This is a genomic window from Streptomyces sp. NPDC054883 (assembly GCF_053610645.1).
In genome coordinates this window covers 1-11,811 of the sequence record NZ_JBSGYT010000062.1, presented here as the reverse complement: position 1 = coordinate 11,811, position 11,811 = coordinate 1, and the positions used below count along the sequence as shown (strand labels likewise).

11 protein-coding genes are annotated in these 11,811 nt (G+C 71.5%); 8 read left to right on the top strand and 3 right to left on the bottom strand.

What is annotated here, in order from left to right:
* Nucleotides 1–115: 115 nt before the first annotated feature.
* The 5 genes from ACWGH1_RS31645 to ACWGH1_RS31625 all read left to right on the top strand — a co-directional run bounded on the left by ACWGH1_RS31645 (nt 116) and on the right by ACWGH1_RS31625 (nt 6,940).
* On the top strand, nt 116–1,342 hold the full coding sequence (locus tag ACWGH1_RS31645; RefSeq protein WP_453356935.1) for a sensor histidine kinase: 1,227 nt from the start codon (nt 116–118) through the stop codon (nt 1,340–1,342).
* A gap of 234 nt (nt 1,343–1,576) precedes the next feature.
* The gene (locus ACWGH1_RS31640) at nt 1,577–2,866 is read left to right on the top strand and encodes a sensor histidine kinase (protein ID WP_453354618.1); all 1,290 of its coding nucleotides are present in this window, start codon (nt 1,577–1,579) and stop codon (nt 2,864–2,866) included.
* 166 nt (nt 2,867–3,032) lie between these two features.
* Nucleotides 3,033–3,692 (top strand): response regulator transcription factor, encoded by a 660-nt coding sequence (locus tag ACWGH1_RS31635; RefSeq protein ID WP_453354623.1) that lies wholly within the window; start codon nt 3,033–3,035, stop codon nt 3,690–3,692.
* A gap of 232 nt (nt 3,693–3,924) precedes the next feature.
* Nucleotides 3,925–5,874 (top strand): 2-oxoacid:acceptor oxidoreductase subunit alpha, encoded by a 1,950-nt coding sequence (locus ACWGH1_RS31630; protein WP_453354619.1) that lies wholly within the window; start codon nt 3,925–3,927, stop codon nt 5,872–5,874.
* Nucleotides 5,867–6,940 (top strand): 2-oxoacid:ferredoxin oxidoreductase subunit beta, encoded by a 1,074-nt coding sequence (locus tag ACWGH1_RS31625; protein ID WP_453354620.1) that lies wholly within the window; start codon nt 5,867–5,869, stop codon nt 6,938–6,940. Before ACWGH1_RS31630 ends, ACWGH1_RS31625 begins: the two co-directional genes overlap by 8 nt.
* A gap of 32 nt (nt 6,941–6,972) precedes the next feature.
* On the opposite strand, the gene ACWGH1_RS31620 is transcribed toward ACWGH1_RS31625, so the two are convergent.
* The gene (locus ACWGH1_RS31620; RefSeq protein WP_453354624.1) at nt 6,973–7,311 is read right to left on the bottom strand and encodes a winged helix-turn-helix transcriptional regulator; all 339 of its coding nucleotides are present in this window, start codon (nt 7,309–7,311) and stop codon (nt 6,973–6,975) included.
* A 174-nt stretch (nt 7,312–7,485) separates the two neighbouring features.
* On the opposite strand from ACWGH1_RS31620, the gene ACWGH1_RS31615 reads away from it, so the two are divergent.
* The 3 genes from ACWGH1_RS31615 to ACWGH1_RS31605 all read left to right on the top strand — a co-directional run bounded on the left by ACWGH1_RS31615 (nt 7,486) and on the right by ACWGH1_RS31605 (nt 11,079).
* Complete coding sequence (locus ACWGH1_RS31615; protein ID WP_453354621.1) at nt 7,486–8,343, top strand: SDR family oxidoreductase; 858 nt, start codon at nt 7,486–7,488, stop codon at nt 8,341–8,343.
* A gap of 133 nt (nt 8,344–8,476) precedes the next feature.
* Complete coding sequence (gene rarD, locus ACWGH1_RS31610; RefSeq protein ID WP_453409221.1) at nt 8,477–9,529, top strand: EamA family transporter RarD; 1,053 nt, start codon at nt 8,477–8,479, stop codon at nt 9,527–9,529.
* Nucleotides 9,530–9,735: 206 nt separating this feature from the next.
* Entirely contained in the window at nt 9,736–11,079 is a 1,344-nt protein-coding gene (locus tag ACWGH1_RS31605) for a M28 family metallopeptidase (protein ID WP_453357382.1), read from the top strand.
* A 39-nt stretch (nt 11,080–11,118) separates the two neighbouring features.
* Here the strand turns inward: ACWGH1_RS31605 and ACWGH1_RS31600 are convergent, their stop codons facing one another.
* Nucleotides 11,119–11,535, bottom strand: a complete 417-nt coding sequence (locus ACWGH1_RS31600) for a hypothetical protein (RefSeq protein WP_453357383.1) — start codon at nt 11,533–11,535, stop codon at nt 11,119–11,121.
* Complete coding sequence (locus tag ACWGH1_RS31595) at nt 11,532–11,735, bottom strand: hypothetical protein (RefSeq protein WP_229873387.1); 204 nt, start codon at nt 11,733–11,735, stop codon at nt 11,532–11,534. The genes ACWGH1_RS31600 and ACWGH1_RS31595 overlap by 4 nt, the downstream gene beginning before the upstream one ends.
* Nucleotides 11,736–11,811: the final 76 nt, after the last annotated feature.

The window sequence follows — 11,811 nt, the reverse complement described above, 5'->3', positions numbered from 1 at the left end:
ATCTGGTACGCACGGGAGTCTAGAGCCTGGGCCACAGCGGGTGGGGTTATCCCCCGTTCACTGCGGGCGGCCCACCCCATGGCTTCCGGGGTGCGCGCTTGGCAGGCTGTGGCGCATGACCGCGAGCAGCCGCACCCCCGATGACGACCGCCCTCCCCGCGTCCGGGGCGTCTTCGACGTCTCGACGTGGAAGGAGATCGCTTACCTGCTGAGCAATATGGCGGTGGCGTTGATCGGTTTTGTTTACATGGTTGTCATGGTTGTGGCGACGGGTGCGCTGTCCGTGACCGCCGTCGGACTGCCGTTGCTCGCGTGCGGCCTGTGGGGAGCGCGGCAGCTCGGGAAGCCGGAACGCGCGCGGGCCCGGGCGCTGCTGGGGGTACGCGTGGACGAACCGACGCCGCTGCCCGGGCCGGAGCGCTCCGGCGGGTTCTTCCCCTGGTTGTGGACTGGCATCAAGGATCCGGTGGCCTGGCGGACCGTGCTGTACGCGACGATCCGGCTGCCGTGGGGACTGCTGACCTCCATTATCGCGCTGGCCGGGCTGTTCGTGCTGTGGCCGGTGCTGCCGTGGCTGGTGCGCGGCCTGGCCAATGTGGACCGGGCGATGGTACGGGGCCTGCTGTCGCCGTCCGACGGGCTGGAGCGGCGCATCGCCGAGCTGGAGTCGGGCCGGGGGGTGGTCGTGGACACGGCGGCCGCGGACCTGCGGCGCATCGAACGGGACCTGCACGACGGGGCGCAGGCGCGGCTGGTGGCGCTGGCCATGGGGCTGGGCCTGGCGAAGGAGAAGCTGCCGGAGGACCCGGACGCGGCGGCGGCGATGGTGGACGAGGCGCACGGGGAGGTGAAGATCGCCCTCCAGGAGCTGCGGGACCTCGCGCGGGGGATCCATCCGGCGGTGCTGACGGACCGGGGGCTGGACGCGGCGCTGTCGTCGTTGGCGTCGCGGTGCCTGGTGCCGGTGAAGGTGGCGGTGGACCTGCCGGGGCGGCCGGCGGCGGCGATCGAGGGGATCGCGTACTTCGTGGTGTCGGAGCTGCTGCAGAACGTGAGCAAGCACGCGCGGGCGCGCGGCGCGAGCGTGGAGGTGTGGCGGACGGGGGGCCGGACGCGGGGCCGGGGTGCGGGACGGGGGCCGGGACGGGGGCCGGGACGGCTGCTGATCCGGGTGTCGGACGACGGGCGGGGCGGAGCCGGTCTCATGGCCGGCGGCGGGTCGGGGATGGCGGGGCTCGCGGAGCGGGTGGGGGCGGTGGACGGGGTGTTCTTGGTGGACTCGCCGGAGGGCGGGGGGACGGTGGTGACGGCGGAGCTGCCGTGGCGCGACCGCACGGTGTAGGGGCCGTCTCTTCGGCGGGGCCGGGGGCGGTGGGTGCGGCGCCGTTGCGCGGAGCGGCCCCGGCTGCGCCGGGCTTTCCGGGGCTCCGCCCCTGACCCCGCGCCTCAAACGCCGGCGGGGCTTGGTGGGGGGGTGGGGTTAGCCCCCCGGGCGGGAGGCCTACGGGCCGGATGGTTGCGGGGTGGGGGCCGCGGCAGGGTGGAGGGGTATTCGGGAGACACGGAGGGCGGGGACATGGGGCAGGGCAGTGGGGTCTGGCGAGTGGTGCGGGGGCCCGTGGCGGGGCGGACCTGGCGGGAGTTCGGGTACCTGATCACCGGGTTCCCGCTGAGCCTGCTGTACTTCGGGCTCACCGTCACCGGGCTCAGCGTCGGCGCGGGGCTGCTGGTCACCTTCCTCGGAGTGCCCGTGCTGGCCGGGGTGCTCGCGATGGGCCGGGGGTTCGGCCGGGTGGAGCGGGCCCGGGTGCGCGGGCTGCTGGGCGCGGAGGTCGGGGAGCCGGCGCCGGTCCGGGCCCGCAAGCCCGGGGTGTTCCCCGCGATGGGGGCCGTGCTCAAGAGCGGGAGCGCCTGGCGGCACGTCCTGTACCCGGTGCTCCACTTCCCCTGGGCGGTGTTCGGGTTCACCCTGGCACTGGTGTTCTGGGTGTGCGGGTGGTCCATGCTGCTCTACCCGCTGTGGTTCTGGGTCTTCCCGGCCTTCACCGACCGGTCCGGACTGGTCGTCTTCCAGAACGACAGCTACGCCTTCACCCTGGACACGCCCGCGGCCATCGCCGCCGCCGCCGTGTGCGGCCTCGCCCTCACCCTCGCCACGCCGTGGGTGATCCGCGCCCTGACCACCGTCGACCGGGTCCTCGTGGCCGCCCTCCTCGGCCCGTCCCGGCTGGACAGCCGCGTCAGCGAGCTGGAGTCCGACCGCGGCGCGGTCGTCGACACGGCCGCCGCCGACCTGCGCCGCATCGAGCGCGACCTGCACGACGGGGCGCAGGCCCGGCTGGTGGCGCTGGCCATGGACCTGGGGCTGGCCAAGGAGAAGCTGGCCGAGGACCCGCGCAGCGCGGCCCGGATGGTGGACGAGGCGCACGGCGAGGTGAAGGTCGCCCTCCAGGAGCTGCGGGACCTCGCGCGCGGGATCCATCCGGCCGTCCTCACCGACCGGGGGCTGGACGCGGCGCTGTCCTCGGTGGCCGCGCGGTGCGCGGTACCGGTGCAGGTGGCCGTGGAGCTGCCGGAGCGGCCTTCGGCCTCGGTCGAGGGGATCGCGTACTTCACGGTCTCCGAGCTGCTGCAGAACGTGAGCAAGCACGCGCGGGCCCGTACCGCGAGCGTCGACGTGTGGCGGTCGGGGGACCGGCTGCTGCTCCAGGTGTGCGACGACGGCCATGGCGGCGCGGACGCGCGGTCCGGGTCGGGGCTCGCGGGGCTCGCCGGGCGGCTGGACGCGGTGGACGGGGTGCTGGTCGTGGACTCCCCCGTCGGCGGCGGCACCACCGTGACCGCCGAGCTGCCCTGGCGCGGGTAGGCCGTCCGCCCCGGAAGACCGGCCGCGACGCCGCGCTCCTCGCTGCACCCACTTGGCCCGGACTGCCCTGTTCCGGGCCATCGGGCTGGGATGCTTGGCTCAGCCGTGGATCAGCGGGGTTCCGGCTTACGAGTGACGCGGGAGCTGCTGAGTCGTGGAAGACAGGGTGCGGGTGGTCATCGCCGAGGATTCAGTGCTGCTGCGTGAGGGCCTGACCCGGCTGCTGACCGACCGGGGGCATGACGTCGTTGCGGGCGTCGGGGACGCGGAAGCCCTGATCAAGACGGTTGCGGAGCTGGACGCCGAGGGCGCGTTGCCCGATGTGGTGGTGGCCGACGTACGGATGCCTCCGACGCACACCGACGAGGGGATCCGGGCCGCCGTACGGCTGCGCCGCGACCACCCGGGGATAGGCGTGCTGGTGCTGTCGCAGTACGTGGAGGAGCAGTACGCCACCGAACTGCTGGCCGGTTCCAGTACCGGGGTCGGGTACCTGCTGAAGGACCGGGTGGCCGAGGTGCGGGAGTTCCTGGACGCCGTGGTGCGGGTGGCCCGGGGCGGCACGGCCCTGGACCCCGAGGTGGTCGCCCAGCTGCTCGGCCGCAGCCGGAAGCAGGACGTGCTCGCGGGCCTGACGCCGCGCGAGCGCGAGGTGCTGGGGCTGATGGCCGAGGGGCGCACCAATTCGGCGGTGGCCAGGCAGCTCGTGGTGAGCGACGGGGCGGTGGAGAAGCACGTCGGCAACATCTTCATGAAGCTCGGCCTGTCCCCCAGTGACGGGGATCACCGGCGCGTACTGGCGGTTCTCACCTACCTGAAGTCCTGATCGACTGACACCCTGTCAGTCAGGGCGGGCCGGCGCGCCGCCACTGACGCACCAGCCGGTCTCCAGGGCAGCACTGCCGACGTTTTGGCATATTCGCGTAGAGCACGGCGTCTGTCGGACAGACCGTCTGCGAAACGACGGTCCAGAATACGGGCGACCCAGGGACGGAAGACCTGACGGACGTAGGGTTGACCCTGGGAGCGAACGCCCGCCTCGAAGGAGGTCCAGTTCAGTGACCAGCCAGGTCAGTAGCCCAGCCGAGCAGGCCGACGGGGCCGGAGAGACCGTGGTCGGCGAGCAGCGCACGCTGCCCCGACCAGGTGCCGGCGGCAAGGAGGTCCGCCGTCTCGACCGGGTGATCATCCGGTTCGCGGGTGACTCGGGTGACGGTATGCAGCTCACCGGTGACCGCTTCACCTCGGAGACGGCGTCGTTCGGGAACGACCTCTCCACGCTGCCGAACTTCCCGGCCGAGATCAGGGCGCCTGCCGGCACTCTCCCGGGCGTCTCGTCGTTCCAGCTGCATTTCGCGGACCACGACATCCTGACGCCCGGGGACGCGCCGAACGTGCTGGTGGCGATGAATCCGGCGGCGCTGAAGGCGAACATCGCGGATGTGCCGCGCGGCGCGGAGATCATCATCAATACGGATGAGTTCACCAAGCGTCCGATGGCGAAGGTGGGCTACGAGACCTCCCCGCTGGAGGACGGTTCCCTCTCGGGCTACAGCATCCACCCGGTGCCGCTCACGACCCTGACGGTGGAGGCGCTCAAGGACTTCGGGCTCTCGCGGAAGGAGGCCGAGCGCAGCAAGAACATGTTCGCGCTGGGCCTGCTGTCGTGGATGTACCACCGGCCGACGGAGGGTACGGAGAACTTCCTGCGGCAGAAGTTCGCGAAGAACCCGGACATCGCCGAGGCGAACGTGACGGCGTTCCGGGCGGGCTGGAACTTCGGCGAGACGACCGAGGACTTCGCCGTCTCCTACGAGGTGGCCCCGGCCACCCGGGCGTTCCCGGCCGGCACCTACCGCAACATCTCCGGGAACCTGGCCCTCGCCTACGGCCTGATCGCCGCAGGCCGGCAGGCCGATCTGCCGCTCTACCTGGGCTCCTACCCGATCACGCCGGCCTCGGACATCCTGCACGAGCTGAGCAAGCACAAGAACTTCGGAGTGCGGACCTTCCAGGCGGAGGACGAGATCGCCGGGATCGGCGCGGCCCTCGGCGCCGCGTTCGGCGGCGCCCTGGCGGTGACCACCACCTCCGGCCCCGGTGTCGCGCTGAAGTCCGAGACGATCGGCCTCGCGGTCTCCCTGGAGCTGCCGCTGCTGATCGTGGACATCCAGCGCGGCGGCCCGTCCACCGGGCTGCCGACCAAGACGGAGCAGGCCGACCTGCTCCAGGCGATGTACGGGCGCAACGGCGAGGCCCCGGTGCCGATCGTCGCGCCCCGGACCCCGGCCGACTGTTTCGACGCGGCGCTGGACGCGGCACGCATCGCGCTGACCTACCGCACGCCGGTTTTCCTGCTCTCGGACGGCTACCTCGCCAACGGCTCGGAGCCCTGGCGGATCCCGGAGGTCGAGGACCTGCCCGACCTGAGCACCCGGTTCGCCACCGGACCCAACCACACCCTCGCCGACGGCACCGAGGTGTTCTGGCCCTACAAGCGTGACCCGGAAACCCTCGCCCGGCCCTGGGCCCTGCCCGGCACCCCCGGCCTCGAACACCGGATCGGCGGCATCGAGAAGCAGGACGGCTCGGGCAACATCTCCTACGACCCGGCCAACCACGACTTCATGGTCCGCACCCGCCAAGCGAAGATCGACGGGATCAGCGTCCCCGACCTGGAGGTCGACGACCCGGACGGGGCCCGCACGCTCGTCCTGGGCTGGGGCTCCACGTACGGCCCCATCACCGCCGCCGTCCGCCGGCTGCGCGCCGAGGGGCTGCCCGTCGCCCAGACCCATCTGCGCCACCTCAACCCCTTCCCGGCCAATCTCGGCGAGGTCGTCAAGCGCTACGAGAAGGTCGTGGTGCCGGAGATGAACCTCGGGCAGCTGGCCACCTTGATCCGGGCGAAGTACCTGGTGGACGCCCAGTCGTACAACCAGGTCAACGGAATGCCGTTCAAGGCGGAACAGCTCGCGAAGGTCCTCAAGGAGGCCATCAATGACTGACCTGACCGGCGCGCCGAGCCCGTCGCTGCTGTCGCTGGTGCCGAAAGCCCAGGCCAAGCAGTCGATGAAGGACTTCAAGTCGGACCAGGAGGTCCGCTGGTGTCCGGGCTGCGGTGACTACGCCGTCCTCGCCGCCGTGCAGGGCTTCATGCCCGAGCTGGGGCTGGCGAAGGAGAACATCGTCTTCGTCTCCGGCATCGGCTGCTCCTCCCGCTTCCCCTATTACATGAACACGTACGGGATGCACTCCATCCACGGCCGTGCGCCCGCCATCGCCACCGGCCTGGCCACCTCCCGCCGCGACCTGTCGGTGTGGGTCGTCACCGGCGACGGGGACGCCCTGTCCATCGGCGGCAACCACCTGATCCACGCCCTGCGCCGGAACGTCAATCTGAAGATCCTGCTCTTCAACAACCGGATCTACGGCCTGACCAAGGGGCAGTACTCGCCCACCTCAGAGGTCGGCAAGATCACCAAGTCCACCCCGATGGGCTCCCTCGACGCCCCCTTCAACCCGGTCTCCCTCGCCCTCGGAGCCGAGGCCTCCTTCGTCGCCCGCACCGTCGACTCCGACCGCAAGCACCTCACCGAGGTGCTGCGCCAGGCGGCCGGCCACCAGGGGACCGCCCTCATCGAGATCTACCAGAACTGCAACATCTTCAACGACGGCGCCTTCGAGGTCCTCAAGGACCAACAGCAGGCGCAGGAGGCCGTCATCCGCCTCGAACACGGGCAGCCGATCCGGTTCGGCGCCGACGGCCACAAGGGAGTGGTCCGCAACCAGACCACCGGTGACCTGGAGGTCGTCACCGTCACGCCGGAGAACGAGGCGCGGATCGTGGTCCACGACGCGCACGCGGCGAGCCCCACGACGGCCTTCGCGCTGTCCCGCCTCGCCGATCCCGACACGCTCCACCGGACGCCCGTCGGCGTCTTCCGCGACATCGACCGGCCGGTCTACGACACGCTCATGGCCGACCAGCTCGACACCGCCGTCGACCAGCGCGGCAAGGGCGATCTCGGCGCCCTGCTCACCGGCAACGACACCTGGACCGTCGTGGGCTGAACCCCCGCCCCCTGCGAGAGGCCCGGATCCCGTCAGGGAGTCCGGGCTTCGTCGTAGCGGGCACGGGCCGCCTGGACGGCCGCGGTCCGCCGCTCGGTCCAGCGCGCGAGCGCCCACACCTGCTCGGCCGCCTCGCGGCCGAGGCCGGTGAGCGAGTAGTCGACGCGCGGCGGGATCACCGGATGGGCGTGGCGCAGCAGGAAGCCGTCGCGCTCCAGGGTCCGCAAGGTCTGGGCGAGCATCTTCTCGCTGACGCCGCCCACCTCCCGGCGCAGTTCGGCGAAGCGGTAGGGCCGCTCCACGAGGGCCGCCAGGACGAGGACGCCCCACCTGCTGGTGACGTGTTCCAGTACCCCTCGCGAGGGGCACATCGGGGCCTTCACGCTGACGGGCCGCACGGCCCCGGCCTTCTCGTCGCCGTCAGGGCGTGCGAGCTGTGAGCTTACTTCCATACCAGTACCTTACTTTGAAGTGGGCACTTCCCAACGGTTAGCGCTTTCCTTACGGTAGTGGCAAGAGCCAACGCCGCACGAAGGAGAGCCACCATGAACCGCATCGTCGTCACCGGAGCCACCGGAGCCCTCGGCCGCCTGGTCGTGGCGGAACTGCTGACGCAGGTCCCCGCCGACCGGATCACCGTCGTCGTCCGGAGCGAGGAGAAGGCCGCCGACCTCGCCGCGCGGGGCATCGCCGTACGCGTCGCCGACTACGACGACCCGGCGAGCCTCACGGGCGCGTTCACCGCGGGCGACCGGGTCCTGCTGATCTCCGGCAGCGAGGTCGGGCGCCGCGTTTCGCAGCACACCGCCGTGATCGAGGCGACGAAGGCGGCTGGCGTCGCACAGCTCGCCTACACCGGTATCCTCGGCGGCCCCGAGGCGGACTTCGACCTGGCGGCCGAGCACAAGGCCACCGAGCAGGCGATCCTGGACTCCGGGCTGCCCTACACCTTCCTCCGCAACGGCTGGTACCACGAGAACTACACCGCCCAGCTCCCCGTGGTCCTGGAGCACGGTGCGGTCGTGGGCAGCGCCGGCGAGGGCCGGATCGCCTCCGCCGCGCGCGCCGACTACGCGGCCGCCGCCGCGGCGGTGCTGACCGGCGAAGGACACCTGAACCGGGTCTACGAACTCTCGGGCGACACCGCCTGGAGCCTGGACGAGTACGCGGCCGAGGTGGCGAAGCAGTCCGGCCGGGAGGTCTCGTACGCGGCGCTCGCGGCCGACGCGCACCTGGACGTGCTCACCGGCGCCGGGGTCCCCGAGGGGTTCGCGGCGCTCCTGGTCGACGTGGACGCGGCGATCTCGCGCGGCCGGCTGGCCGGGGCGAACGGCGACCTGGCCCGGCTGATCGGGCGGCCGACGACCCCCGTGGCACAGGCGATCGCCTCGGCCCTGGCCTGAGTCCGTTCGGCTCCGGCCGCACAAGCACTCGACCGTGTCATGAGTATCTCCGGCTAACGGGCATGACATCGGAGCGTTGCGGCGCTACGGTCGTGAGGTTGTGAGATTGGCCGGAAGTCGCACTGGAGGGCCCGTGAAGGCGGAGAACGAGCAGCGCACGGGTTTGCTCTACGGATTCGGCGCATACGGAATGTGGGGGCTGGTCCCCCTCTTCTGGCCGCTCCTCAAGCCCTCCGGGGCGATCGAGATCCTCGCCCACCGCATGGTGTGGTCCCTGGCCGTGGTCGGAGTCGCGCTCATCGCGCTGCGCCGCTGGGGCTGGATCGCCGAGCTGGTGCGCCGGCCGCGCAAGCTCGCGCTCACGGGCCTGGCCGCGTCCGTGATCAGCGTGAACTGGGGCCTGTACATCTGGGCGGTCAACCACGGCCAGGTGGTCGAGGCCAGCCTCGGCTACTTCATCAATCCGCTCGTCACCATCGCTCTCGGCGTCCTGGTCCTGGGCGAGCGGCTGCGCCGGACGCAGTGGGCGGCGGTCGGCATCGGCTTCGCCGCCGTGGTGGTCCTCGCCGTGGGGTACGGGCGGCCGCCGTGGATCTCGCTGGTGCTGGCCTTCTCCTTCGCCACGTACGGGCTGATCAAGAAGAAGCTCAACATGGGCGGCCTGGAGTCGCTGACCGCCGAGACCGCGCTGCTGTTCCCGCCCGCGCTGGCGTATCTGGTGTGGCTGGCGGTGCGGGGCGAGTCGACCTTCAGCCCGCAGGACCTCGGACACTCCGCGCTGCTCGCTTCGACGGGCCTGGTGACGGCGCTGCCGCTGATCTGCTTCGGGGCCGCCGCGATCCGCGTGCCGCTCTCCACCCTGGGGTTGCTCCAGTACCTGGCGCCGGTGTTCCAGTTCGGGCTCGGGGTCGTGTACTTCCACGAGGCGATGCCGCCCGAGCGCTGGGCCGGCTTCTCCCTGGTCTGGGTCGCGCTGGTGATCCTGACCTGGGAGGCACTGCGGACCGCGCGGCGGAACCGGGCCCGGCTGGACGCGGCCGCGGTGCCGGAGGCCGCTGCGATCACGGACATCCCCGCGCCGACGGCCGCCGGCGCAACCACGGAAGCCCCCGCCGCGGCCGCCGCCGCCACGGCCGCCGCTGGCTCGCCGCCCGCGGCCGTGGCGCCGACCCGCGAGCCCGCGTAACCCCCGGCTCCCGCACCTCACCACCGATCCCCGGCACGGACCACCGTGCCGGGGATCGTCCGTTTACCGAACGCCGCTGACCGGATTGCGCTCTTGACGGAATGTCATGTACTCGCTGAACATCGGGCTCGCACTGACGCACGCACGCTCACCTGCTCGATCCCCACACGTTCCGTCTCATCCCCAACGGAATCCGGAGCCCCCACATGAGCTTGTCCGTCTCCCGGCGCCTTGCCGCCGCGACCGCCCTCGCGGTCACGGCCGCGGGACTGTACGCGGCCACGACCCCCGCCGCCCTCGCCACACCGGCCGCGTCCCCCACGGCGGTCACGGCGGTCACAGCGGCGCCGACCCCGCCCGACATCCCGGTGGCCAACGTGAAGGCGCACCTGGCCCAGCTCCAGACCATCGCCACCAACAACGGCGGCAACCGCGCCCACGGCAAGTCCGGCTACAAGGCGTCGATCGACTACGTGAAGGCCAAGCTGGACGCGGCCGGGTTCACCACGACCTTGCAGAGCTTCACCTCAAGCGGCGCCACCGGCTACAACCTGATCGCCGACTGGCCGGGCGGCGACCCCAACTCGGTCCTGATGGCCGGCTCCCACCTGGACTCGGTGAACGCCGGTCCCGGCATCAACGACAACGGCTCGGGCAGCGCCGCCATCCTGGAGACCGCCCTCGCCGTCTCGCGGGCCCAGCTGCAGCCCACCAAGCACCTGCGGTTCGGCTGGTGGGGTGCCGAGGAGCTCGGCATGGTCGGCTCGCAGTACTACGTCAACAGCCTGCCGGCCGCCGAGCGGTCGAAGATCTCCGGCTACCTGAACTTCGACATGATCGGCTCGCCGAACCCGGGTTACTTCGTCTACGACGACGACCCGACGATCGAGCAGACCTTCAAGACCTACTTCGCGGGCCAGAACATCCCCACGGAGATAGAGACCGAGGGCGACGGCCGCTCCGACCACGCGCCGTTCAAGAACGCGGGCATACCGGTCGGCGGCCTGTTCTCCGGCGCCGACTACACGAAGACGGCCGCCCAGGCGCAGAAGTGGGGCGGCACCTCCGGTCAGGCCTTCGACCGCTGCTACCACGCCTCCTGCGACACCTCCGCGAACATCAACGACACCGCGCTGGACCGCAATTCCGACGCCATCGCCTACGCGGTGTGGACCCTCGGCGCGGCCGCCACGGTGCCGCCGGGCCCGTCGTTCGAGAACACCGCGGACGTGGCCGTCCCGGACTCCCCCGCCCCGGCGGTGACCTCGCCGATCACGGTCTCGGGCGTCGTGGGCAACGCACCCGCGACCACCAAGGTCGACGTGAACATCGTCCACACCTACCGCGGTGACCTGGTGATCGACCTGATCGCCCCGGACGGTACGGCGTACCGGCTCAAGAACTCCGACTCGGACTCGGCCGACAACGTCGTCGCCTCGTACACGGTGAACGCGTCGAGCGAGGTCGCCAACGGCGTGTGGAAGCTCCAGGTCAAGGACGTGGCCGCGCAGGACACCGGCTACATCAACAGCTGGCGGATCACCTTCTGACCCGGCGCGGGGGAACGGCACAGGGCCGCACCGGCTCCGCTACGCGTCCTCGCCACGGGCCCGCAGCGAGGCCGGGAGCGGCTCCCTGATCAGGGCGCGCAGCTCCTCGGCGACCGTCGCGACGTCCGCGCGGCCGCCCTTGGCCGCCTCCACCAGATCGCCGAGCTCCTCCGGCGAGGGCAGCTGCTTCGCCCCCGCGACGCGCAGGTACGAGCGGGTCGCGGCGGCGGCGTAGAACTCGTTCATCGGGGATTCCAGCGCCGGGCACACCGCGAGGGTGTGCAGAAACGCGGCGGCCCGCCACGCGGTGTCCGGGGCGGGCTGTTCGGGTACCAGGACGAGGTCGTTCTGGTGCCGGGCGACCGCGGCGGCCACCCCGGAGGGGTCCCATACGGCGGGATCCGAGGGCAGATGGTGGGCCAGGGCGGTCCAGGCCCACTCCATGGTGATCTTCAATGGCCGAACCGCTCCTGGAAGTAGCCCCAGTGGTCGGCGAACTCGTCTATGCCGGACAGGAACGACTTGCGGTCCTCGTCCAGTTCGCGTTCGGTGACCTCGGTGATCAGCGCGGTGACCGTCGTACCCAGTGCCGCCGCGCGCGCCTTGAGGCGCTCGTGGAACTCTTCGTCCAGGCGGATGGTGACGTGTCTCGACATGTCCTCCACGGTACAGCGACCGCGCTGTACGCAGGAGGGGAACGGCACGAGGGTGGCCCGGGACACAGTCCCGGGC

Coding starts and splice junctions, on each gene's coding strand:
- ACWGH1_RS31645 (WP_453356935.1), top strand. CDS start 116: ATGACCGCGAGCAGCCGCACCCCCGATGACGACCGCCCTCCCCGCGTC.
- ACWGH1_RS31640 (WP_453354618.1), top strand. CDS start 1,577: ATGGGGCAGGGCAGTGGGGTCTGGCGAGTGGTGCGGGGGCCCGTGGCG.
- ACWGH1_RS31625 (WP_453354620.1), top strand. CDS start 5,867: ATGACTGACCTGACCGGCGCGCCGAGCCCGTCGCTGCTGTCGCTGGTG.
- ACWGH1_RS31620 (WP_453354624.1), bottom strand. CDS start 7,311: ATGTGCCCCTCGCGAGGGGTACTGGAACACGTCACCAGCAGGTGGGGC.
- ACWGH1_RS31615 (WP_453354621.1), top strand. CDS start 7,486: ATGAACCGCATCGTCGTCACCGGAGCCACCGGAGCCCTCGGCCGCCTG.
- ACWGH1_RS31605 (WP_453357382.1), top strand. CDS start 9,736: ATGAGCTTGTCCGTCTCCCGGCGCCTTGCCGCCGCGACCGCCCTCGCG.
- ACWGH1_RS31595 (WP_229873387.1), bottom strand. CDS start 11,735: ATGTCGAGACACGTCACCATCCGCCTGGACGAAGAGTTCCACGAGCGC.